Below are 22,879 nucleotides of genomic sequence, written 5' to 3'. Positions count from 1 at the left end.
GGCGGGACGGCGGTTCGGGGCGCGACAGATCGCGGTCGAGTGCGCTTCCGGTCGTGGAGCGGTCTGCCGCCTGCCCGTTGCCGCCTACGGCGGTGGGTACGACCCGCGACCCTCACGGCGCAGCCGGCCCCAGTCCAGTGCCTTCCGTCCCTGGTCCGTACGGAACCGCCGGAGTGCATGGTCGCGGCCCGGCGGTCCTGTCACGCGGGCTGCTCGGAGGCGAGCGCGAGGTCGACCCAGATGGTCTTGCCACTGCGGGTGTGGCGGCTGCCCCAGCGTTGGGAAACGTTCCCGGCCGTAGAGGCGGGCGTTGTCCACAAGCACCGCGGCACGGGTGTCGAGCTCCTCGGCGAGCCGCAGGTCCTCAACCGCTGATCACTCCGCACCCGGCTCGGGCCGACCCTCGCCCCCCGCCGTGGACACGGTGTCCGCTCCCGGGCCCCACGTGCGGTCGGAGCGTCTGGGAGTCCTTCGGGCTTGTGTCCTCGGGCAACGCGGCGCTCGAGGGGGCGCCTCCACCACCGCCTCCATCGCTGTTCCCACCCCGTTTTCCACCCTCGCGGACTTATCCACAGGGTCTGACGCCTCTCGACGACCCGCTGTACGGTCATCCGCAGTTGATGTTCGTACGGCTGCGTGGACAGCGGGGGAGGCGGTCGTCATGACCGAGGTCGGTGCAGGGATCGAAACGGCAGTGCCGCGGCAGACGCCCAGGATCCCTTCGGTGCGGGGCTTCGCGCGGTGGCCGGTCGCAGACTCCCCCAAGGAAGAGGGCAAGGCCCTGCGCGCCCGGGTGCGGCGACGGTCGCACGCCGAGCTGCCGGTGGACGGCGACCGCCCGGACGCGGTCACCGCGGTCGAGGAGTCCAACCGCGGTCGGATCCCCGAACTCACGCCGATACGCGTCGGCAGGATGGCGGCCTCCCCCTTCGCGTTCCTGCGCGGCTCGGCCGGCCTCATGGCCCACGACCTCGCACGCACGCCGAGCACCGGCATCAACGCCCAGATCTGCGGCGATGCCCACGCGGCCAACTTCGGCCTGTACGGGGACGCACGCGGCGGCCTGGTCATCGACCTGAACGACTTCGACGAGACGGTGCACGGCCCCTGGGAGTGGGACCTCAAGCGCCTCGCCACATCGCTGGTCCTCGCCGGCCGTGAGGCGGCAGCCGACGAGGACACATGCCGGCAGGCGGCGCGCGACACCGTGGGCGCGTACCGGCGCACCATGCGCCTGCTGGCCAGGCTCCCGGTCCTGGACGCCTGGAACGCGATCGCCGACGAGGAGCTCGTCTCCCACACGGACGCCCACGACCTGCTCGGCACGCTGGAGCGGGTCTCGGAGAAGGCACGGAACAACACGAGCGGACGCTTCGCGGCGAAGTCCACGGAACCGGTCGAGGGCGGCGGCCGCCACTTCGTGGACGCACCGCCGGTGCTGCGGCGCATACCGGACGGCGAGGCGGCGGCGGTCGCGGCGTCGCTGGAGCAGTATCTGACCACGCTGTCCGAGGACCGCCTTCCGCTGCTGGCCCGGTACGCGGTGCACGATGTGGCGTTCCGCGTGGTCGGTACGGGCAGCGTGGGCACGCGTTCCTATGTGGTGCTGCTGCTCGACCACCGTGGCGAGCCGCTGATCCTGCAGGTCAAGGAGGCGCGTCCGTCCGCTCTGCTCCCCCACCTGGCCACGGCCGGCCACCCGGTGCCGCACGTGGAGCACGAGGGCCGCCGGGTCGTCCTCGGCCAGAAGCGCATGCAGGTGGTCAGCGACATCCTGCTGGGCTGGACGTCGGTCGACGGACGTCCCTACCAGGTACGGCAGTTCCGTAACCGCAAGGGCAGCGTCGACCCCGCCGCCCTGGCCCCCGACCAGATAGACGACTACGCCCGCATGACCGGAGCGTTGCTGGCCCGTGCCCACGCGCACAGCGCCGACCCGCGCCTGATCTCGGGCTACTGCGGAAAGAACGACGAGCTGGACGAGGCGATAGCCACGTTCGCCGTGTCCTACGCGGACCGTACGGAGGCGGATCACGCGGAACTGGTGGCTGCGGTGCGTGGGGGGCGGATTGCTGGGGAGATGGGGGTCTGAGGGGGGAGGGGGAGGGGAGGGGGGAGGCCCCCCGATCTCCCGACTTGCCCCGAGTCCGCCCCCGCACCCACCCCCGTCCCTCACCGGCGCCCACGCCCGACCGGAAGAACGGTGCCGCGTACGTGTCTTAGGCTGGTCCGGTGACGACGCCCGAAGCCGAGCAGAGCGAGTCCCTGTCCGCCGCCGAGGAGCCGGTTGCCGAAGGCCCCGGGTCCGGTGAAGGTGCGGCCATGGGAGTGGACGGTGCCGGGTCCGGCGAAGGCGCGGGCTCCGGGGCAGACGGTCCGGGGACCGGCGAGGGCCCGGACGGCGGGGCGCGGCCCGAGGATCGGCTGGAGCGGGCCGTGCGGGCCGCCGAGCAGGCGTTGATCGAGTACGAGATCGCCGTGGAGACCTTCCGCGTCGAGGTCGAGAACTTCTCCCGGCTGCACCACCAGAAGCTGGGCCCGATGTACGCCCGCCTCGACGAACTGGAGGCGGATATCGCCGAGGCGCGGGCCGCCCAGACCGGCGCCGCCGAGGACATACGCCTCGCTGACGAAGCACGCGCCCGGGTCATGCCGATGCCGGGCGTCGAGGAGCTGTTCCACGGCTGGATGGACTCCGACGGACTGTTCCCGGAGGCCCAGGCCATGCTCACGGACCGTCCTGTGCGGCCTCCGCAGCGTGTCCGTCCCAGCGAGGAGGCCCGCAAGCTGTACCGGGAGCTCGCCCGCAAGGCCCACCCCGACCTCGCTCAGGACGAGGAGGAGCGCACGCGGCGCGACGAGTTCATCGCCCGGGTCAATGTCGCCTACGCCCGCGGCGACGAGGCCCTGCTGCGGGAGCTGTCCGCGGAGTGGGCCGCCGGGCCGGTCCCGAAGGAGCGCAGGCCGAGCCGCAGCGAGGAGCTCTACGCCCGCCTCGAGTGGCTTGCCCAGCGCAAGGACATGCTCACGCTGGTGGCCCAGGAGCTGGAGGAGAGCGCGATCGGCTCGATGCTGCGGCTGGCTCCCGACGACCCCGACGGTCTTCTCGAGGACATCGCGGAGCAGCTGCTGGCCCAGGTGGCGGAGAAGGAAGCCGAGCTGGTGGCACTGCGCGGCTGAGTCCGTGCTCGCCGTCTGCGGTGGCGCGGGTCAGGGGGACGGCGTACTGCTCGGTCCCCTGTCGTCCGGCCACCCGTGCACGGCAGCCCTCAGGGGCGGGGGCCCAGGTCCGTGGTTCGGTCGGGTAGCGTCGGAGTATGCATTTCGGAGCTGGTGTGCCCACGGTCGGGGTCACGGACCTCAAGGACGGCGACTTCCTGCTGGACGTCCGCGAGGATGACGAGTGGCAGGCGGGTCATGCCGCTGGGGCGTTGCACATTCCCATCAGTGAGTTCGTCGCGCGCTACGGCGAGTTCACGGAGGCGGCGCCGCAGGACGGCCGGATCCATGTGATCTGCCGCTCCGGTGGGCGTTCGGCCCAGGTCGCGATGTACCTGGTCCAGCAGGGCGTCGACGCCGTGAACGTCGAGGGCGGTATGCAGGTCTGGGCCGCCGCCGGCCGTCCTGTCGTGGACGCCAAGGGCGAGTCGGGCTTCGTGCTCTAGTACGGGCCGCGGGGCCCGCCCGGGAGCGGGCCGTGTGCTCATCCCAGTGGGTGTGCCGCCAGCAGGTCGCCCAGTGTCTCTTCGTGGGCTGCGGCGGGGCCGAGCGAGAGTTCGAGGTGCTTGGCCCAGGCGTGGTAGCGGTGCAGCGGGTAGTCGACGTCGGCGCCGAAGCCTCCGTGCAGATGCTGCGCCGTCTGCACCACCCGGCGTACGCCTTCCGAGGCCCAGATCTTCGCCACCGCCACATCCGCGGCTGCCGGTAGTGCGCCGGCCGCTCCGGAGCCGATGCGCCAGGCTGCCTGCCAGAGCGTGGCCTCCATGGCCCGCAGGTCGATGTACCGGTCGGCTGCCTGGACGGCGACCGCCTGGAACGTGGCGATGGGGTGGCCGAACTGCTCCCGCTTGCCGGTGTACTCGCTCGTCATCTCCAGTACGCGTTCGCCGAGGCCGAGTGCGAGTGCGCAGGTGCCGGTGGTGAGCAGCAGGCGCAGCTGGTCCCAGGCTCCCTCGGCGTCGAGTACGTAGCGCCCCGTGATCCGCGCCGACTCGAGCCGTAGTTCCGCGAGCCGTTCTCCACTGGTGGAGAACTGTTCGGCAAGGATGACGCCCTCGTGCACCCTGGGTACGAGGGCGAGGACGGCGAGGCCCGAGTCGTCGGTGTGCGCGGGTACGAGGATGCTGTCGGCGTTGTATGCCCAGGGCACCGCCGTCTGTACGCCGTCCAGCGTCCAGGTGCCGTCTGTGTCGCGCCGTGCGATCACCGAGAGTTCGGCCGGGTCGTGGCCGGTGCGGCCGTGTGCGGCGACGGTGAGTACCTGTTCTCCGCGACCTGCCCGTGCGAGCAGCTCTTCTTTGAGTTCGGGGCTGCCGTGGGCCTGGATGACCGTGTTCGCGGCTGTGTTTTCCAGCAGGGGTACGCGTGCCAGTACCTTGGCCGATTCCCGGAGCACCAGGCAGAGCGCGATCGGGTCGAGGCCGGCCCCGCCGTACTGTTCGTCCAGCAGCAGGCTAAGCAGGTCCGCGGTTGCGAGCCGCGCCCACAGTGCTCGGTCGAAGTCGTCGGCCACGGCGCCGGGGCTGAGCGCGGGGGTGGGCACCGCGTCCGGCGCGACTGCGGCGAACACGGCTTTCGCCGCCTCGAGTGCCGCCTGCTGCTCCTCGCTGAAGGTGAAGTCCACGGCCTGTCCTCCTGGCGGATCCGCTGATCTGACGGAGCGTCAAGATAGAACAGGTTCTAGAAGAAGGGAACGGCCGGTCGGCGAGAGTCCGGACAGGATGACCGTCAGTTGTCGTTCTGTCCGGCCGTCTGTGGCCGCCGGCCGTCCCCACCGACTCCGGCACGGGCGCCGGCCTCGACGCGGGAGCCGGAGTCGGCGCCGCTCACCGGTCGAAGTCGAGCTCCACTGCTTCCGTGACCGGATGCGACTGGCAGGCCAGCACGTATCCCGCGTCCGTCTCCTCCGGCTCCAGCGCGAAGTTGCGGTCCATGCGCACCTTCCCCGAGACCAGGAAGGCCCGGCAGGTTCCGCACACGCCGCCCTTGCACGCGTAGGGCGCGTCGGGGCGGTTGCGCAGCACCGTCTCCAGAAGCGACTCGCCGTCCTGGACCGGCCAGATCCCGCCGCGCCCGTCGAGCCGCGCGGTCACCGTGCTGTGCGCGGGAGCCGGTACGGACGGCCCGGCGGGGGTTCCGTCGTCCACATGGAAGATCTCCTCATGGATGCGCGTCCGCGGGACGCCGAGCCCGCGCAGAGCCCGCTCCGCCGACTGCACCAGTCCCAAGGGTCCGCACAGGAACCACCCCGCGACCTTGTCCACGGAGAGCAGCGCCGGCAGCAGCCCGGACAGCCGCTCCTGATCGAGCCGTCCGGACGGCAGTCCTGCCTGCTGCTCCTCCCGGGAAAGCACGGTGGCCAACTGGAACCGGTCGGGAAAGCGGTCCTTGATGTCGGCGACCTCCTCCAGGAACATCGTCGAGGCGGACGTCCGGTCGCTGCGTATGAGGCAGAACCGCGCCTGGGGCTCTCGCGCAAGCAGCGTCGCGACGATCGACAGCACGGGTGTGATCCCGCTGCCGCCCACCACCGCGGCGTACATACCGGGTGCGGGCTCCAGTGTGAACCGGCCCGCCGGGGTCATCACCTCCAGCTCGTCGCCGACGGTGATCTCCTTGAGCGCGTAGGTGGAGAAGGCTCCGCCGTCGACCAGCCGTACCCCGACGCGCAGAGTGCTGGGGCCCTCGGTGTCCGGTTCGGGGGCGGGGGAGCAGATCGAGTAGGTGCGCCGGACCTCCGTGCCGTCGACGGTGCGGCGCAGGGCCAGGTGCTGGCCGGGTGCGTACCGGAACTCCTCGCGCAGTGCGGACGGCACAGTGAGGGTCAGCGCCACGGAGTCGTCGGTGAGCCGGTCGATCGCGGCCACCGGGAGCGCGTGGAACCGGGCCATCACAGCTCCTTGAAGTGGTCGAACGGCTCGTGGCAGGCCAGGCAGCGGCGCAGGGCCTTGCACGCGGTGGAGGAGAACCGGCTCAGCAGCTCGGTCTCGGCAGACCCGCAGGACGGGCAGCGCACGGGCTCGTCCTCGGGGGAGGCAGTGAGTGCTCCGCCGGGGTCGGTGGCCGTCCGCGTGGGCCCCAGCCGCACTGCGACCGGGCCGGACGCCTCCTGGTGCAAGGTGCGCGGGGGCGCTATCCCGAACTCGCGCAGTTTGCGGCGGCCCTCCTCGGTGATGTCGTCCGTCGACCAGGCGGGGGTGAGCACTGTGCGCACGAGGACGTCGCGTACGCCGTGCTCGTGCAGTACCCGCTCTATGTCCAGGGACATCGCCTCGATCGCGGGGCATCCGGTGTAGGTGGGGGTCAGCTCGACCTCCACGGAGTCCGTGCCGTGGGCATGGACCGAGCGCAGGACGCCGAGCTCCTCCAGGGTGAGTACGGGCAGCTCCGGGTCGGGGACGGAGCCGGCAAGTCGGCGCAGTTCCTCTTCGAGGGCCGTGGCCGTCACCATGACGCCCCCGGGTGGCTGCGGTGCAGATGCTGCATCTCGGCGAGCATCCGCCCGAAAGGCTCGGTGTGCAGGCCCTGCCGCCCCGCGCCCGCTGTCCACGCCCCGGACTGCGGTCCCTCGGGAATCTCCAGGGTGGCCCGGCGCAGGACGTCGCCCACCGAGCTCAGCCAGGCTTCCCGCATGGCCGCCCAGTCGGCGTCCACACCTTCGATCGGCTGGAACATCTCGCCTGTGAACCGCCACAGCGCCTCGCACGCGCGCCGCATCCGCTCATGGCTGATGTCCGTGCCGTCGCCGAGCCTCAGGGTCCACTGCTCGGCGTGGTCCTGGTGGTAGGCGACCTCTTTGACCGCCTTGGCCGCGAGGCCCGCGAACTCGCCTGCGCCGCAGGCAAGCTGGGTGTAGAGGAGCCGCTGGTAGGTGGAGAAGTACAGCTGCCGGGCGATGGTGTGCGCGAAGTCGCCGTTGGGCTGCTCCACCAGCTGGAGGTTGCGGAAGGCGCGCTCCTCGCGGAGGTAGGCAAGCTCGTCCTCGTCGCCCGCCATCGACAGCAGCACGCGGGCCTGGCCGAGCAGGTCGAGGGCGATGTTGGCGAGGGCGACCTCCTCCTCGAGCACCGGCGCATGACCGGCCCACTCCCCCAGGCGATGCGAGAGCACCAGGGCGTCGTCGCCGAGGGCCAGGGCGGCCGCGGTGCGCAGGGTGACGGTCACAGGTGCTTCACCCCTTCCGGGATCTCGTAGAACGTGGGGTGCCGGTACGGCTTGTCGGCGGACGGCTCGAAGAAGGGGTCCTTCTCGTCGGGTGAGGACGCCGTGACGGCGGACGACGGGACGACCCAGATGGAGACGCCTTCGCCGCGCCGGGTGTACAGGTCACGCGCGTTGCGCAGGGCGAGTTCCGCGTCCGGGGCGTGCAGGCTGCCGGCGTGGGTGTGCGAGAGGCCGCGGCGGGAGCGTACGAAGACCTCCCACAGGGGCCAGTCGGTGTTCGTCATGCTTGCGTCGCTCCTGTCACACCGTGGTGCTTGGCCGCGTGGGCGGCGGCCGCGTCCCGTACCCATGCGCCGTCGTCGTGCGCCTGCCTGCGCTGTGTGATGCGCTGCTCGTTGCAGGGGCCGTTGCCCTTGAGGACCTCCCGGAACTCCGTCCAGTCGATGGGGCCGAAGTCGTAGTGCCCCCGCTCCTCGTTCCACCTGAGCTCGGGGTCGGGGAGGGTGAGGCCGAGTGATTCGGCCTGGGGGACGCAGATGTCCACGAAGCGCTGGCGCAGCTCGTCGTTGGAGTGCCGCTTGATCTTCCACTCCATCGACTGCGCGGAGTGCGCCGACTCGTCGTCGGGCGGGCCGAACATCATCAGGGAGGGCCACCACCAGCGGTCCACCGCGTCCTGCGCCATCGCATGCTGCTCCGGCGTGCCCCGGCTGAGGGCGAGCAGCAGTTCGTACCCCTGGCGCTGGTGGAAGGACTCCTCCTTGCAGATGCGGACCATGGCGCGTGCGTAGGGCCCGTAGGAGCAGCGGCACAGGGGCACCTGGTTGATGATCGCGGCGCCGTCCACCAGCCAGCCGATGGCTCCGACGTCCGCCCAGGTCAGCGTGGGGTAGTTGAAGATCGACGAATACTTCTGGCGGCCGGAGTGCAGTTTGTCCAGAAGCTCGTCGCGGCCGGTGCCGAGTGTCTCCGCGGCGCTGTACAGGTACAGCCCGTGGCCCGCCTCGTCCTGGACCTTGGCTATCAGGATCGCCTTGCGCCGCAGTGAGGGCGCACGGGCGATCCAGTTGGCCTCGGGCTGCATGCCGATGATCTCGGAGTGCGCGTGCTGGGCGATCTGCCGGACGAGGGTGGCCCGGTAGGCGTCGGGCATCCAGTCGCGCGGCTCGATGCGCTCGTCGGCGGCGACGGTGGCGTCGAAGACGGCCTGGTAGGCCGTCGTGTCCGGCTGTGTGCCACCCGAGCCGGCCATCCGGTGGGCTGCTGCTGTCGCCATGCGGACCCCCTCGACCACTCCGTCTCCCGACCGATCGTTCGGTCCGGTCGATTCAATGGTCGGTCGAGGCGCCGTAGGGTGTCAATCGCTGTGGACAACCTCCGGGCCGGCGTCCGGCCGGTGGACCCATCGGGCTGTGCGGGACGGGCGGGGCTGAGTACCGTTCGGTGCGCATGCCGCGCTGTGCTGCGACCGGGTGATGCGGCCCGGGCGGCTCACGGCAGAGCGGCGGCCGGTGGACCGGATCGGCGGCAAGGCACGGCACCGGGGCGCGAGGCTCGGGAGACGGGGCGGGATGGACACGTACGACAAGGGACCGGACGCCGGGCGGGAGCAGCCCGGCGGTTCCGACGACCCGGTGTCCCGCCTGCCCGAGGGCGCCACCAGGGACGTATCCGAGGACCCGGCGCCGACGCAGGCCCCGGAGTGGTCCGGCACGGACGGCCCCCACCCCGAGGCGTCGGCCCTGGTCGAGCCCGAGCCCGCACTCCCCACCGGTCCCGGCGACGGTGAGGCGGCCGCCGCCCGCACGGGTCTGACCGCCATCTCTCTGCCCTATCAGATCGCCGCCGTACTGGCGCTCGCGGTCGTCGCCGTCGTCGCCTGTGTGCATCTCGGGATGGTGTTCCTGCACGTCGCGCCCGCGAACACCGTCACCAAGAAACACGGCACGGCGATCGACGAATGGATCTACCCCGAGTTCGAACAGAACTGGAAGCTGTTCGCCCCCAACCCGCTGCAGCAGAACATCGACGTCCAGGTCCGCGCGGACGTACGCACCGGTGACGGCGGCGAGCGGACGACCGGCTGGTACGACCTGTCGGCGCTCGACGGGGCAGCCATCGACGGCAATCCGCTGCCGAGCCACACCCAGCAGAACGAACTGCGTCGCGCCTGGGACTTCTACGTCGCCTCGCACGACGCCCAGAACCGCCCCGTGGGTCTGCGCGGTGCGCTGGCGGAGGACTATCTGCGCCGCGTGGTCGCGCTGCGCCTCGGCCGTGAGCACGCGGCCGGCCACGGCGAGGCCGTCGAACGCGTCCAGGTCCGCTCCCGTACCACCAATGTGCCCCCTCCCAAGTGGAGCGACGAGAAGGTCCCCACCACACCCGACTACCGTGAGCTGCCCTGGTGGTCGCTGTCGGCCGCCGAATGGACGGGGGCGAACGCCTGATGAGCCGCTTCGCGCTGTCCCTCTCGCGTGGCATCGGCCGCGTCACCGAGGCCGCCCTCGGTCCGTACCAGACCGCGATCGTCCGCATCGGCTTCGCCGCCACCTGGCTGCTGTTCCTGCTGCGCGAGTTCCCGCACCGTCAGGAGATGTACGGACCCGACGGCCCGTGGAGCTGGAACCTGGCCCGGCAGCTCATCGCGAACAACCACGCCTTCACGATCCTCATGTGGTCCGACAGCCAGGCGTGGTTCGAGACCGTGTACGCCCTCGCCGTGCTCTCCAGCGCCCTGCTGCTGCTCGGCTGGCACACCCGCGCGATGTCGGTGCTGTTCATGGTCGGCGTGCTCTCGCTGCAGAACCGCAGCGTCTTCATGGGCGACGGCGGCGACAACGTCATCCACCTGATGGCGATCTACCTGGTGTTCACCCGCTGCGGGCAGGTGTGGTCGCTGGACGAACGGCGCGCCCGGCGCGCCCGTGCCGCACAGACGCTTGGCGAGTTGCCGCGGCCCGACCGGGCGGGACCCGCGGTGTGGGCCGTGCTCGGCCTCGCGCTGGCCCTGGCGACGGGTGCGGGCTGGCTGGACATCGGGTGGCTCGTCGTGTTCTGGGCGTTGTGGGCGGTGCAGGGGCTGTGGTGGTGCGTCGAGAGGCGCGCCCCGCACTCGGAGCCCCGCATGCTGCTGGACATCGTCGCCAATCTCGTCCACAACGCGGCCCTGCTCGTGATCATGGCCGAGGCCTGTCTGATCTACTCGACGGCCGGCTGGTACAAGATCCAGGGCTCCCGCTGGCAGGACGGCACCGCGGTCCACTACCCGCTTCACCTGGACTACTTCTCACCCTGGCCCGCGCTGTCCGACCTGCTGTCCTCGTCCAGTGTGCTGGTGCTGCTGGTGACGTACGGGACGGTCGCCGCGCAGGTCGCCTTCCCCTTCACCCTGCTCAACCGGCGCGTCAAGAACGTCCTGCTGGCGTTCATGATGACCGAGCACGCGGTGATCGCCGTGGTCCTCGGGCTGCCGTTCTTCTCGCTGGCGATGATCGCCGCCGATGCCGTGTTCCTGCCGACGCCCTTCTTGCGGAGGCTGGGCGCATGGGCGGCGCGTGGGCGTCGACGGCTCGCTCAGCACCGTGTCCGGTCCTCCCTGCCCGGGCCGCGCCTGCGGCAGCACGCCGATGAGGCGCCCGAGCACACACATGCCGGTACGACGGCGTAGGTGCGTCCTGTCCCGAGCCCGACGGGTCTTGCCTGATACAGGGCGGAAACCAGCCGTCTGTGCTGTCCTTGCCGTTCGTGCCCCGCGGATGCCCAGGCCCTCGATGTCGAGAGCTTCCCGGGCTGCGTCGCACGTAGGCTGCGGGGCATGACGGATCCCTCCGGCACCACCGACCCGCTGAGCACCTGGCGCGGGCTCGCCGACGCCTGCGTCCTGCTCGACGGGTTCCACGCGCTCAAGCACGCGGTGCGTTTCCACGCGCGCGTGCCGGTGGCCGTCACCACCGACCGGCAGGCCGCACTCTCCCTGGCCGACGAGCTCGCCCCCGACGTACACGACACCCTGGACGCCCTCCTGATGGAAGTCCCCGAGGACACCTACCAGGCGCTGGTGCCGCGCCCGCACCCCACCGGGGTGGCCGCTCTCGCCGTGCGCCCCGCACGCGAGACCAACCTGGAGACGCTGCGGCGCATGCCCCGCCGCGCCCCCGTCGTCGTCCTCGACAACCCGCGCAACCTGGGCAACGCGGGAGCGGTGATCCGCCTCGCGGCCGGCTTCGGCGCGACCGGAGTGGTCACGACCGGCACTCTGGACCCCTGGCATCCCACGGTGGTCCGCGGCGGGGCCGGGCTGCACTTCGCGACCGCCGTGGAGCGGCTGTCCGTGGCCGAACTGCCGCCGGGCCCGCTCTTCGCACTGGACCCGGAGGGCGAGGACATCCGCGGACTGAAGCTCCCCGACGACGCCGTCCTCGCGTTCGGCTCCGAGCGCACCGGTCTGTCCGCCGAACTCCGCGACCGCACGGACCACCTGGTGTCCCTGCCGATGCGCCCCCAGGTCTCCAGCTACAACCTCGCGACCAGTGTGGCCATGACGCTGTACCACTGGAGCGCCGCCGGGGGCGCTCCCGCCTGAGCCGGTCCTACGCCTCCCGGCGCACCTCCACCACACGGAAGCGGTTCGCCACGAACGCCCCGTCGCACAGGGCCGCGTTGGCCGCCGCGTTGCCGCCCGAGCCGTGGAAGTCGGAGAACGCGGCCGTCTGGTTGACGTACACCCCGCCGGTCAGGTTCAGGGAGAGCTGAGCGCACTCCTCCAGGCATGCCTCCTCGACGGCCTGCTCGACATCCTCGGAGGTGGTGTAGGCGCCGACGGTCATCGCACCCTTGTCCCGGATCGTCCGCCGAAGCAGGTCCACCGCGTCAGCCGCCGAATCCACCGCGACCGCGAAGGAGACCGGGCCGAAGCACTCGCTCATGTAGGCGGCCTCGGCGTCCGGCTTGGCGCCGTCGAGCTTGACCACGACCGGGGTCCGGACGACCGCTCCCGGGAAGTCGGGGTTGGTGATCTCCCGGGATGCCAGGGCGACCTCGCCGAGGCCGGCCGCCGCCTCCAGACGTGCCTTGACGTCGGGGTTCACGATCGCGCCGAGCAGTGCGTTCGCCCGGGCGTCGTCGCCCAGCAGGCCGTCGACCGACCGCGCGAGATCGGCGACCACCTCGTCGTAGGACTTCGGGCCCTGGTCGGTGGAGATGCCGTCCCGCGGGATCAGCAGGTTCTGCGGGGTGGTGCACATCTGGCCGCTGTAGAGGGACAGGGAGAACGCCAGGTTCGACAGCATCCCCTTGTAGTCGTCCGTCGACTCCACGAGCACGGTGTTGACACCGGCCTTCTCCGTGTAGACCTGCGCCTGACGGGCGTTGGCCTCCAGCCAGTCGCCGAACGAGGTCGAGCCCGTGTAGTCGATGATCCGGATCTCCGGGCGCACGGCGAGCGTCTTGGCGATGCCTTCGCCGGGGTGCTCGACGGTCAGCGCCACCAGGTTCGGGTCGAAGCCCGCCTCGGCCAGCACCTGCCGGGCCACCTGGACGGTGAGCGCGAGCGGCAGCACCGCGCGCGGGTGGGGCTTGACCAGGACCGCGTTGCCCGTGGCCAGGGACGCGAACAGGCCCGGGTAGCCGTTCCACGTCGGGAAGGTGTTGCAGCCGATGACCATCGCGATGCCGCGCGGGACCGGCTTGAACGTCTTGGTGAGCGCCAGCGGGTCCCGCTTGCCCTGCGGCTTGGTCCACTCCGCGGTGTCCGGGGTGCGGACCTGTTCCACGTACGCGTACGCGACCGCCTCCAGGCCGCGGTCCTGGGCGTGCGGGCCGCCCGCCTGGAACGCCATCATGAAGGCCTGGCCGCTGGTGTGCATGACCGCGTGCGCGAACTCGTGCGTCCGGTCGCTGATGCGCTTGAGGATCTCCAGGCACACCACCGCGCGCATCTCCGCGCCGGCGTCGCGCCACGCCCGCTGGCCCGCGCGCATGGCGGGCAGCAGTACGTCGATGTCCGCGTGGGGGTAGGTGACGCCCAGCTCGATCCCGTAGGGGGACGTCTCGCCGCCCGTCCAGTCGTCCGTGCCCGGCTGGCCGAGGTCGAGGCGGGTGCCGAGGAGCGCGTCGAAGGCGGCCTTGCCGGCCGCGGCGTCCAGGCTGCCGTTCTCTCCGTAGGCCTTCGGGTGCTCGGGGTGCGGGGACCAGTACGCGCGTGTGCGGATGGATTCCAGCGCCTGGTCGAGGGTGGGCCGGTGCTGGGCGATCAGCTGGTGCGCGGTGAGTTCGGCGGCCATGCGGGACCAACTCCTCGTCTCTCGAGCTCTTCCTTGAGCTCATGAGCTGGGCAGGAACAGGCGGACAGAGTTAGAGTAACCGAACGATCGGTCGGTACAAGGGGGACCGCCGTATCTGTGGAAAACCCCGTGCGGGAGGATCGCGCACATGACAGCACTCGACCTCAGCAGCCCCATGGCCGTCGTGGGCACCGGCACCATGGGCCAGGGCATCGCCCAGGTCGCGCTGGTAGCGGGCCATTCGGTGCGGCTGTACGACGCCGTCCCCGGCCGAGCCCACGAGGCGGTGGCGGCGATCGGTGGCCGCCTCGACCGGCTCGTCGAGAAGGACCGGCTCACCGCAGCTGAGCGGGACGCGGCCCGCGCCCGTCTGCTGGCCGCCGGAAGCCTGGAGGAACTGGCGGGCTGCTCGCTCGTCGTCGAGGCGGTCCTCGAGCGCCTGGAGGTCAAGCAGCAGCTGTTCCGGGACCTGGAGGACATCGTCGGCGACGACTGCCTGCTCGCCACCAACACCTCGTCCCTGTCCGTGACCGCCATCGGCGGCGCCCTGCGCAACGCGGGCCGTCTCGTCGGCCTGCACTTCTTCAACCCCGCCCCGCTGATGCCGCTGGTGGAGGTCGTCTCCGGGTTCGCCACCGACGTCACCTCGGCCACGCGCGCGTACGAGACGGCCCGGGCCTGGGGCAAGACCCCGGTAGCCTGCGCGGACACCCCTGGTTTCATCGTCAACCGCATCGCGCGGCCCTTCTACGCGGAGGCGTTCGCGGTCTACGAGGCGCAGGCCGCCGATCCGGCCACCATCGACGCGGTCCTGCGCGAGTCCGGCGGCTTCCGGATGGGCGCCTTCGAACTGACCGACCTGATCGGCCAGGACGTCAACGAATCCGTCACCCGCTCCGTGTGGGAGTCCTTCTTCCAGGACGTGCGCTTCACGCCCTCGCTCGCCCAGCGCAGGCTGGTCGAGTCGGGGAGGCTCGGACGCAAGAGCGGTCACGGCTGGTACGACTACGCGGACGGCGCCGAGCAGTCCGAACCGCACACCGCGGAGAAGGAGCGCCCGCCCGCGTACGTCGTCGCGGAAGGCGACCTGGGACCCGCCGGGGAACTGCTCGCCCTGATACGCGAGGCCGGCATCGGCGTCCGCGACGACGAAGAGGACCACGGCACCCGTCTGGTCCTGCCCAGTGGCGGCCAGCTGGCCCTCGCCGACGGGCAGACCTCCGTCGAGTTCCGTGACGTCGTCTACTTCGACCTGGCGCTCGACTACCGCCGGGCGACCCGGATCGCCCTGTCCGCCTCCCAGGACACCTCCGCGCAGACCCTCGCCGAGGCCACCGGGCTGTTCCAGGCGCTCGGTAAGGACGTCAGCCTCATCGGGGACGTACCCGGCATGATCGTCGCTCGTACGGTGGCGCGGATCGTCGACCTGGCGCACGACGCGGTCGCCAAGGGCGTGGCCACCGAGGAGGACATCGACACCGCGATGCGCCTCGGCGTCAACTACCCTCTGGGCCCCTTCGAGTGGAGTCGCAGGCTCGGGTGCAGCTGGGCCTACGACCTGCTGGACGACCTGCACATGCGCGACCCCTCCGGGCGGTACGCCCCGTCCCTCGCGCTGTACCGCCACGCGTACGCATCCGAGAGGCGGGAGGGCACCTCATGACCACCGTGAGGCGCGACACGTACACCCCGGAGAGCCTGCTCTCCGTCGCCGTGCAGGTCTTCAACGAGCGCGGCTACGACGGCACCTCGATGGAGCACCTCTCCAAGGCGGCCGGCATCTCCAAGTCGTCGATCTACCACCATGTGGCGGGCAAGGAGGAGCTGCTGCGCCGCGCCGTCAGCCGGGCGCTGGACGGCCTGTTCGGGATCCTCGACGAGGAGCACGCGCGCGTGGGGCGTGCCGTGGAGCGGCTCGAGTACGTCGTACGGCGCATGGTGGAGGTGCTGACCGCCGAACTGCCGTATGTGACGCTGCTGCTTCGGGTGCGCGGCAACACCGGCACGGAGCGGTGGGCGCTGGAGCGGCGCCGCGAGTTCGACCACCGGGTCGCCGAGCTGCTGAAGGCCGCGGCGGCCGACGGGGATGTGCGCGGCGACGTGGAGGTGCGGCTCGCGACGCGGCTGGTCTTCGGGATGATCAACTCGATCGTGGAGTGGTACCGGCCCGACGGGCGTGGCATGGGCGAGCGAGAGGTCGCCGACGCGGTCGTGCAGTTGGTCTTCTCGGGGCTGCGCCAGGAGGGCTGAGGCCGGGTGGCGCCCTGAGGGTCAGCCCTCCGGTTCCAGATCCTCCTCCTCGAAGACCAGCAGCGTGCGCGTGCTGAGCACCTCGGGGATCGCCTGGAGCCGGGTCAGGACCAGCTCGCGCAGGGCCCGGTTGTCGGGCGTGTGGACCAGCAGCAGTACGTCGAAGTCCCCGCCGACCAGGGCGATATGGGAGGAGCCGGGGAGCAGACGCAGCTGCTCGCGGACCGTGCGCCAGGAGTTCTGGACTATTTTCAGGGTGATGTACGCCGACGTGCCGTGGCCGGCGCGTTCGTGGTTCACCCGGGCACCGAAGCCGCGGATCACGCCGTCGTCCATGAGCCGGTTGATCCGCGCGTAGGCGTTGGCGCGGGAGACATGGACCCGCTCGGCGACCGCCCGTATGGACGCACGGCCGTCCGACTGGAGGATCTGCAGGATGTCCCGGTCGATGGCGTCGAGCGGGCGCGGCGGCTGAGCGGGGCCGTGCTCCGGCGGCTCAGCCATTTGTTCAGGTGCCATGCGCCCGCGCCTCTCTACCATGGACGTACTGCGTACATCTCAGGTTGTGGAGAACCGTTTGTCCACAGCCTGAAGGCGCCTGTAGCCAAAATGTGCCGACGACCGAACAATCGGTAGGTGAGGCGCATCACTCCCGTGGCGCGCCTGAAGCCGCTCCCACGAGGAGGTGCCGTCATGACGGTCATGGAGCAGCGGGGGGCCTACCGGCCCACACCGCCGCCCGCCTGGCAGCCCCGTACCGACCCCGCTCCGCTGCTGCCCGACGCACTGCCGTACCGCGTCCTCGGCACCGAGGCCGCCGCCAAGGCCGACCCGGAGCTGTTGCGCCTGTTGTACGCGCAGGTCGTGCGCGGCCGCCGGTACAACACGCAGGCGACAGCGCTCACCAAGCAGGGCCGCCTGGCCGTCTACCCCTCCAGCACCGGGCAGGAGGCCTGCCAGGTCGCCGCCGCGCTCGTGCTCGAGGAGCGCGACTGGCTCTTCCCCAGCTACCGTGACACCCTCGCGACCGTCGCCCGCGGCGTCGACCCCGTCGAGGCGCTGACCCTGCTGCGGGGCGACTGGCACACCGGTTACGACCCGTACGCGCACCGTGTGGCCCCCCTGTCCACCCCGCTGGCCACCCAGCTGCCGCACGCCGTGGGTCTTGCGCACGCCGCCCGGCTGAAGGGCGACGACGTGGTCGCGCTCGCCCTGGTCGGCGACGGCGGTACCAGCGAGGGCGACTTCCACGAGGCGATGAACTTCGCCGCCGTCTGGCAGGCGCCGGTCGTCTTCCTCGTCCAGAACAACGGCTTCGCGATCTCCGTGCCGCTCGCCAAGCAGACGGCGGCACCCTCCCTGGCCCACAAGGCCGTGGGATACGGAATGCCGGGCCGTCTCGTCGACGGAAACGACGCCGCCGCCGTGCACGAGGTGCTCGCCGACGCCGTACGGCACGCGCGCCAGGGCGGCGGCCCCACGCTCATCGAGGCGGTGACGTACCGCATCGACGCCCACACGAACGCCGACGATGCGACCCGCTACCGCGGCGACGCCGAGGTCGAGGCCTGGCGCGACCACGACCCGATCCTGCTGCTCGAGCGCGAGTTGACCGAGCGCGGACTCCTCGACGAGGACGGGATAAAGACTGCGCGTGAGGACGCCGAGGCGATGGCGGCGGACCTGCGGGCCCGTATGAACGAGGACCCGGCGCTCGACCCGATGGACCTCTTCGCCCACGTCTACGAACGACCCACCACCCAGCTCGTCGAGCAGGACACCCAGTTGCAGGCGGAGCTGGACGCCGAGGCCGCCGGACCGGAAGGAGCCGGGCGATGACGACCGTTGCCCTCAAGCCGGCCACCATGGCGCAGGCCCTCACCCGCGCGTTGCGCGACGCCATGGCCGCCGACCCGTCCGTGCACGTCATGGGCGAGGACGTGGGCACACTCGGCGGTGTCTTCCGTGTCACCGACGGGCTCGCCAAGGAGTTCGGCGACGACCGCTGTATGGACACGCCGCTCGCCGAGGCGGGCATCCTCGGCACGGCCGTCGGCATGGCGATGTACGGCCTGCGGCCGGTCGTGGAGATGCAGTTCGACGCGTTCGCCTACCCCGCGTTCGAGCAGCTCGTCAGCCATGTCGCACGCATGCGCAACCGCACCCGCGGCGCCATGCCGATGCCGATCACCATCCGTGTCCCCTACGGAGGAGGCATCGGCGGCGTCGAGCACCACAGCGACTCCTCCGAGGCGTACTACATGGCGACGCCGGGGCTCCATGTCGTCACGCCCGCGACGGTCGCCGACGCGTACGGGCTGCTGCGCGCCGCGATCGCCTCCGACGACCCGGTCGTCTTCCTCGAGCCCAAGCGGCTGTACTGGTCGAAGGACTCCTGGAACCCCGAGGAGCCCGAGACGGTCGAGCCCATAGGCCGTGCCGTGGTGCGACGCCCGGGCCGGAGCGCCTCGCTCATCACCTACGGCCCCTCGGTACCGGTCTGCCTGGAGGCCGCCGAGGCCGCGCGGGCCGAGGGCTGGGACCTCGAAGTCGTCGATCTGCGCTCCCTGGTGCCCTTCGACGACGAGACGGTGACGGCGTCCGTGCGCCGCACGGGCCGGGCCGTGGTGGTGCACGAGTCGACCGGCTTCGGCGGGCCGGGCGGCGAGATCGCCGCGCGGATCGGCGAGCGCTGCTTCCACTATCTGGAGGCCCCGGTGCTGCGCGTGGCCGGGTTCGACATCCCCTATCCGCCGCCGATGCTGGAGCGGCACCATCTGCCGGGCGTGGACCGGATCCTGGACGCCGTCGGGCGTCTGCAGTGGGAGGCGGAGAGCTGATGGCCCAGGTGCTGGAGTTCAGGCTGCCCGACCTCGGGGAGGGGCTCACCGAGGCGGAGATCGTCCGCTGGCTGGTCCAGGTCGGCGATGTCGTCGCGGTCGACCAGCCGGTCGTCGAGGTGGAGACGGCCAAGGCGATGGTGGAGGTGCCCTGCCCCTACGGAGGCGTGGTCACGGCCCGCTTCGGCGAGGAGGGCGCGGAACTGCCCGTCGGCGCTCCGCTGTTGACGGTCGCCGTCGGCGCTGCCGCGGACGAGGCCGAGGAGTCGTCCGGGAACGTCCTGGTCGGGTACGGCACCTCGGCGGCGCCCGCACGCCGCCGCAGGGTGCGGGCGCAGCAGCCCGGCTCGCGGCCCACGGACGGAGTGACCCGGACAGCGCGTCCCGGTTCCGGCCGGGCAACAGAGACGGACTTCGCCCCGGCACCCACCGCCGGCGCCTCGATGTCCGCTGTCGCCGACGGGAGGTCCCGTGTTGCCGTTCCGGAGCGCCCCGACGGCCCCATTCCGGTGATCTCCCCGCTTGTGCGCAGGCTCGCCCGCGAGCACGGCGTCGACCTGAGGCAGTTGGACGGTTCGGGGCCGGACGGGCTGATCCTGCGCGCCGATGTGGAGGACGCGCTGCGGGCCGCGGTGGCCCGGACCGGGTCCTCGGCGGCCATGGCTGCCGCGTCCACCTTCGCCCCGGTCCCGTCCCGTACGTTCCCCTCGTCCGGGGCACCGGTCCCCGAAGCGGCGCCGTACACACCCGGACCGGGCACACGCGCACCCGGACCCGTCACCGCCGGCACCCGCGTCCCCCTCAAGGGCGTCCGCGGCGCCGTCGCGGACAAGCTCTCCCGCAGCCGGCGCGAGATTCCGGACGCCACCTGCTGGGTCGACGCGGACGCCACGGAACTCATGCGCACCCGGGCAGCCATGAACGCGGTCGGCGGCCCGAAGATCTCCCTGCTCGCGCTGCTCGCCCGGATCTGCACCGCGGCCCTCGCCCGGTTCCCCGAGCTCAACTCCACGGTCGACACGGAGGCCCGGGAGATCGTCCGGCTCGACCAGGTCCACCTCGGGTTCGCCGCGCAGACCGAACGAGGACTCGTCGTGCCTGTCGTACGCGACGCGCACGTACGGGACGCCGAGTCGCTGACCGCGGAGTTCGCCCGGCTGACCGAGGCCGCGCGCACCGGGGCCCTCACCCCCGGTGAGCTCACCGGCGGCACCTTCACCTTGAACAACTACGGGGTGTTCGGCGTCGACGGCTCCACGCCGATCATCAACCACCCCGAGGCGGCCATGCTCGGCGTCGGCCGTATCGTCCCCAAGCCCTGGGTGCACGAGGGCGAACTGGCCGTGCGGCAGGTCGTGCAGCTCTCCCTCACCTTCGACCACCGGGTGTGCGACGGCGGTACGGCGGGCGGGTTCCTGCGGTACGTGGCGGACTGCGTGGAGCAGCCGGGGGTGCTGCTGCGCACGCTGTGAGCCGGCTGCGCCACGGACATCTCTCGACACTGTGAGCAAGCTCCCGCGCACAGCTGCTGTGTGCGGGGGTGGCAATGATCCATCCGGCGCCCATACTCGGGGCATGACCGCGTACGAGGACCCCGGCGACTGGGGCGGCGACGTGTACGACGCCGTTGTGCTCGCCGGCGGCTCCGCCCGGCGGCTCGGCGGGGCGGACAAACCCGCGGTGCGCGTCGGTGGACGGGCGCTGCTCGACCGCGTGCTGGCGGCCTGTTCGGGCGCGGCCACCACGGTGGTCGTTGCCGACCCCAGGCCCACCGCGCGCCCCGTGGTCTGGGCCCGCGAGGAGCCGCCAGGCGCGGGACCGGTCGCCGCGCTCGACACGGGCCTGGCACGGACCACCGCCGGATACGTCGTCGTGCTCTCCGCCGACCTGCCGTTCCTGGAGCAGGGGACGGTACGGCGGCTGCTGGCAGGCGTGGCGGCCGACGGCGCCGATGGTGCCGTGCTCACCGACTCCGAGGGCCGGGACCAGCCCCTCGTCGCTGCCTACCGGAGCGCTGCGTTGCGCCGCGAGTTGGCGGGGCTGGCCTCCGAGCACGCCGGTCTCTCCGGCCTTCCGCTGCGGCGCTTGACCGCCCGGCTCGGTCTCACCCGTATCTCCGACCCCGTCGCGTCGTTCGACTGCGACACCTGGGACGACATCGCCGCCGCCCGCACACGGATCAGGGAGCATGAGCACGTGCTGGATGAATGGATCTCCGCAGTCAAGAACGAACTGGGCATCGACCTCGACGTCGACACCGGCGTCCTTCTCGACCTCGCTCGTGATGCCGCGCATGGCGTCGCACGTCCCGCGGCCCCGCTGACGACGTTCCTCGTCGGCTATGCGGCCGCGCAGGCGAATGGCGGGCCGGAGGCGGTCGCCGAGGCCGCCCGCAAGGCAGCCGCGCTGGCTCTGCGCTGGGCGGACGAGGACCCCGCCGAGCCCGCGCCGGACGCCGGATGACCGAGCGCGGCGCCCAGGGACACCTGGACACCGAGGAACGCGACGTGGAGGAGGCGCTGGCCGTGGCCAACGACAGCGGGGACAGGAGCCGTCCGCAGCCGGCCCGCCCCACCGGTTCGCCCGCGGAGCAGCACGACCTGGACCTCGAAGAGGCCCTCGCCCTCGTCCGGGACCCGAATGTGCACACGCCCGGGTCCACCTCGCCGTCCCCGGAACACGGCGCCCATACGCCCGGGCACCCGCCCGGCACCGCGGGGGACGCCGACAGCGAAGGCTCCGGCCCGGACCGTGCCGACGGTGCCGGGTCCTGTGTGACGTCGAAGCATCCGGACCGCCATCAGGCCACGCCCTGGCCCGAGGCCCGTGCGGTCGCCGAGCGCGCGGCCCGATCCGTGCCCCGCCGGGAGCCCGTCCACGTGTCCCTCGACGCCGCCCTCGGTCTCGTGCTCGCCGCGCCCCTCACCGCCCTCACCGATCTGCCTTCCTTCGATACCTCGGCCATGGACGGCTGGGCGGTCGCGGGCCCCGGTCCCTGGGCCGTACGGGAGGGGAACGGAGTCCTCGCCGGCCACGCCGACCCCGCGCCTCTGGGTGACGGCGAGGCCGTGCGGATCGCCACCGGTGCCCGCGTCCCGCCGGACACCACCGCCGTGCTGCGCAGCGAACATGGCCGCATGGATGGCAACGGGCGCTTGCACGCGGCCCTCCCCCAAGGTTTCGGTTCCGCTCGGGCAGGGGGGACCCCCACGGTCGCGCACGGGCAGGACATCCGGCCGCGCGGCCAGGAGTGCCACAGCGGGGACCAGTTGCTTCCTGGCGGCACCCAGGTCACCCCGGCCGTGCTCGGGCTCGCCGCGGGCGCCGGGTACGACGCCCTGTCCGCGCTGCCCCGGCCGCGCGCCGAAGTCCTGATTCTGGGGGACGAGTTGCTCACCGCGGGCCTGCCCAAGGACGGCCTGATCCGGGACGCGCTCGGTCCGATGCTGCCGCCGTGGCTGCGGGCCCTCGGTGCCGAGGTGCCGGCCGTCCGGAGGCTGGGGGATTCCGCCGAGGCCCTGCAGCAGGCGATCACTTCCTCGACCGCCGACCTGATCGTGACGACCGGCGGCACGGCCGCGGGACCTGTCGACCACGTCCACCCCACTCTGCGCCGCCTCGGAGCCGAGCTCCTCGTCGACGGGGTGAAGGTGCGCCCCGGCCACCCCATGCTCCTTGCCCGCCTGCGGGAGGACCAGCACCTCGTGGGGCTGCCCGGTAACCCTCTCGCGGCCGTCTCCGGTCTGCTGACGCTCGCTGAGCCGCTGCTGCGCGGCCTTGGGGGGCGCCTGGCACCGGAGTTGTACACGCTGCCTCTGAAGGACGCCGTCCACGGCCACCCGTACGACACCCGGCTCGTCCCTGTCTCCGTCCGGGCCGACCATGCGGTGCCGCTGCATTACAACGGCCCGGCGATGCTGCGTGGCATCGCCGCCGCGGACGCCCTCGCGGTCGTACCGCCGGGTGGCGCGAGGCCCGGTGAGGAACTGGAACTCCTCGACCTCCCCTGGGCCTTGGCGGGGTGAATTCCGCACCGTGACTTCGGGAACGTGTCGTCCGGAGCGCGGCCTGGAGAGCGTGACTCGGGCGGGTGACTTGGCAGGGTGAGTCGCTAGAGGGTGT

At 71.8% G+C, this 22,879-nt stretch carries 22 protein-coding genes; 14 read left to right on the top strand and 8 right to left on the bottom strand.

The features are described 5' to 3' along the window. Positions 1–240: 240 nt before the first annotated feature. The 4 genes from ACQEXA_RS28410 to ACQEXA_RS28395 all read left to right on the top strand — a co-directional run bounded on the left by ACQEXA_RS28410 (position 241) and on the right by ACQEXA_RS28395 (position 3,665). Positions 241–375: a hypothetical protein gene (locus tag ACQEXA_RS28410; RefSeq protein WP_432930214.1), complete on the top strand. Its 135-nt coding sequence runs from the start codon at positions 241–243 to the stop codon at positions 373–375. A gap of 286 nt (positions 376–661) precedes the next feature. After that, a complete protein-coding gene (locus tag ACQEXA_RS28405; protein ID WP_432930215.1) occupies positions 662–2,092 on the top strand; it encodes a DUF2252 domain-containing protein in 1,431 nt (476 codons plus the stop codon). A gap of 140 nt (positions 2,093–2,232) precedes the next feature. Continuing rightward, positions 2,233–3,180 carry a hypothetical protein gene (locus ACQEXA_RS28400; RefSeq protein ID WP_432930217.1) on the top strand — a complete coding sequence of 316 codons (948 nt, stop codon included), beginning with the start codon at positions 2,233–2,235 and terminating at the stop codon, positions 3,178–3,180. Positions 3,181–3,335: 155 nt separating this feature from the next. Further along, the gene (locus tag ACQEXA_RS28395; RefSeq protein ID WP_359390728.1) at positions 3,336–3,665 is read left to right on the top strand and encodes a rhodanese-like domain-containing protein; all 330 of its coding nucleotides are present in this window, start codon (positions 3,336–3,338) and stop codon (positions 3,663–3,665) included. 38 nt (positions 3,666–3,703) lie between these two features. Here the strand turns inward: ACQEXA_RS28395 and ACQEXA_RS28390 are convergent, their stop codons facing one another. The 6 genes from ACQEXA_RS28390 to paaA all read right to left on the bottom strand — a co-directional run bounded on the left by ACQEXA_RS28390 (position 3,704) and on the right by paaA (position 8,659). Next, positions 3,704–4,843: an acyl-CoA dehydrogenase family protein gene (locus ACQEXA_RS28390; RefSeq protein ID WP_433131459.1), complete on the bottom strand. Its 1,140-nt coding sequence runs from the start codon at positions 4,841–4,843 to the stop codon at positions 3,704–3,706. Positions 4,844–5,045: 202 nt separating this feature from the next. Further along, entirely contained in the window at positions 5,046–6,110 is a 1,065-nt protein-coding gene (locus tag ACQEXA_RS28385; RefSeq protein WP_433131457.1) for a 2Fe-2S iron-sulfur cluster-binding protein, read from the bottom strand. Continuing rightward, entirely contained in the window at positions 6,110–6,670 is a 561-nt protein-coding gene (gene paaD, locus ACQEXA_RS28380; RefSeq protein WP_433131455.1) for a 1,2-phenylacetyl-CoA epoxidase subunit PaaD, read from the bottom strand. The genes ACQEXA_RS28385 and paaD overlap by 1 nt, the downstream gene beginning before the upstream one ends. Continuing rightward, entirely contained in the window at positions 6,664–7,383 is a 720-nt protein-coding gene (gene paaC, locus ACQEXA_RS28375) for a 1,2-phenylacetyl-CoA epoxidase subunit PaaC (protein ID WP_432930225.1), read from the bottom strand. The genes paaD and paaC overlap by 7 nt, the downstream gene beginning before the upstream one ends. Next, entirely contained in the window at positions 7,380–7,667 is a 288-nt protein-coding gene (gene paaB / locus ACQEXA_RS28370) for a 1,2-phenylacetyl-CoA epoxidase subunit PaaB (protein ID WP_059208219.1), read from the bottom strand. The genes paaC and paaB overlap by 4 nt, the downstream gene beginning before the upstream one ends. Beyond that, positions 7,664–8,659 carry a 1,2-phenylacetyl-CoA epoxidase subunit PaaA gene (gene paaA, locus ACQEXA_RS28365; protein ID WP_432930227.1) on the bottom strand — a complete coding sequence of 332 codons (996 nt, stop codon included), beginning with the start codon at positions 8,657–8,659 and terminating at the stop codon, positions 7,664–7,666. The genes paaB and paaA overlap by 4 nt, the downstream gene beginning before the upstream one ends. Positions 8,660–8,954: 295 nt before the next feature. Between paaA and ACQEXA_RS28360 the strand changes: the two genes are divergently transcribed. The 3 genes from ACQEXA_RS28360 (at position 8,955) to ACQEXA_RS28350 (ending at position 11,968) form a co-directional block, all read left to right on the top strand. Then, positions 8,955–9,833, top strand: a complete 879-nt coding sequence (locus tag ACQEXA_RS28360) for a DUF5819 family protein (RefSeq protein ID WP_433131453.1) — start codon at positions 8,955–8,957, stop codon at positions 9,831–9,833. Beyond that, entirely contained in the window at positions 9,833–11,053 is a 1,221-nt protein-coding gene (locus ACQEXA_RS28355; RefSeq protein WP_432930231.1) for an HTTM domain-containing protein, read from the top strand. Before ACQEXA_RS28360 ends, ACQEXA_RS28355 begins: the two co-directional genes overlap by 1 nt. Before the next feature lie 147 nt (positions 11,054–11,200). Further along, complete coding sequence (locus ACQEXA_RS28350; protein ID WP_432930233.1) at positions 11,201–11,968, top strand: TrmH family RNA methyltransferase; 768 nt, start codon at positions 11,201–11,203, stop codon at positions 11,966–11,968. Positions 11,969–11,975: 7 nt separating this feature from the next. On the opposite strand, the gene paaN is transcribed toward ACQEXA_RS28350, so the two are convergent. Continuing rightward, on the bottom strand, positions 11,976–13,667 hold the full coding sequence (gene paaN / locus ACQEXA_RS28345) for a phenylacetic acid degradation protein PaaN (protein ID WP_432930235.1): 1,692 nt from the start codon (positions 13,665–13,667) through the stop codon (positions 11,976–11,978). Positions 13,668–13,815: 148 nt separating this feature from the next. On the opposite strand from paaN, the gene ACQEXA_RS28340 reads away from it, so the two are divergent. Together ACQEXA_RS28340 and ACQEXA_RS28335 are read left to right on the top strand one after the other, a co-directional pair. Continuing rightward, complete coding sequence (locus ACQEXA_RS28340) at positions 13,816–15,330, top strand: 3-hydroxyacyl-CoA dehydrogenase (RefSeq protein WP_433131451.1); 1,515 nt, start codon at positions 13,816–13,818, stop codon at positions 15,328–15,330. After that, the gene (locus ACQEXA_RS28335) at positions 15,327–15,917 is read left to right on the top strand and encodes a TetR/AcrR family transcriptional regulator (protein WP_359390334.1); all 591 of its coding nucleotides are present in this window, start codon (positions 15,327–15,329) and stop codon (positions 15,915–15,917) included. The genes ACQEXA_RS28340 and ACQEXA_RS28335 overlap by 4 nt, the downstream gene beginning before the upstream one ends. Positions 15,918–15,938: 21 nt before the next feature. Here ACQEXA_RS28335 and ACQEXA_RS28330 read toward each other — a convergent pair whose 3' ends face one another. Further along, positions 15,939–16,421, bottom strand: coding sequence for an Lrp/AsnC family transcriptional regulator (locus ACQEXA_RS28330; protein WP_359390724.1), 483 nt, complete (start codon positions 16,419–16,421; stop codon positions 15,939–15,941). 189 nt (positions 16,422–16,610) lie between these two features. Here ACQEXA_RS28330 and pdhA point away from each other — a divergent pair, with 189 nt between their 5' ends. The 5 genes from pdhA to ACQEXA_RS28305 all read left to right on the top strand — a co-directional run bounded on the left by pdhA (position 16,611) and on the right by ACQEXA_RS28305 (position 22,782). Then, a complete protein-coding gene (pdhA, locus tag ACQEXA_RS28325) occupies positions 16,611–17,756 on the top strand; it encodes a pyruvate dehydrogenase (acetyl-transferring) E1 component subunit alpha (protein WP_432930239.1) in 1,146 nt (381 codons plus the stop codon). Then, positions 17,753–18,757, top strand: coding sequence for an alpha-ketoacid dehydrogenase subunit beta (locus ACQEXA_RS28320; RefSeq protein WP_359390329.1), 1,005 nt, complete (start codon positions 17,753–17,755; stop codon positions 18,755–18,757). The genes pdhA and ACQEXA_RS28320 overlap by 4 nt, the downstream gene beginning before the upstream one ends. Beyond that, positions 18,757–20,229 carry a dihydrolipoamide acetyltransferase family protein gene (locus tag ACQEXA_RS28315; protein WP_432930242.1) on the top strand — a complete coding sequence of 491 codons (1,473 nt, stop codon included), beginning with the start codon at positions 18,757–18,759 and terminating at the stop codon, positions 20,227–20,229. Before ACQEXA_RS28320 ends, ACQEXA_RS28315 begins: the two co-directional genes overlap by 1 nt. Before the next feature lie 103 nt (positions 20,230–20,332). Continuing rightward, positions 20,333–21,220: an NTP transferase domain-containing protein gene (locus ACQEXA_RS28310; protein ID WP_433131449.1), complete on the top strand. Its 888-nt coding sequence runs from the start codon at positions 20,333–20,335 to the stop codon at positions 21,218–21,220. Further along, positions 21,217–22,782, top strand: a complete 1,566-nt coding sequence (locus ACQEXA_RS28305) for a molybdopterin molybdotransferase MoeA (protein WP_433131447.1) — start codon at positions 21,217–21,219, stop codon at positions 22,780–22,782. The genes ACQEXA_RS28310 and ACQEXA_RS28305 overlap by 4 nt, the downstream gene beginning before the upstream one ends. Positions 22,783–22,879: the final 97 nt, after the last annotated feature.

This window comes from Streptomyces sp. CA-106110, from assembly GCF_050936285.1.
GTDB lineage: Bacteria > Actinomycetota > Actinomycetes > Streptomycetales > Streptomycetaceae > Streptomyces.
Note: the sequence above shows the minus strand (reverse complement) of the source record. Positions and strands in the feature narration are given on the sequence as shown.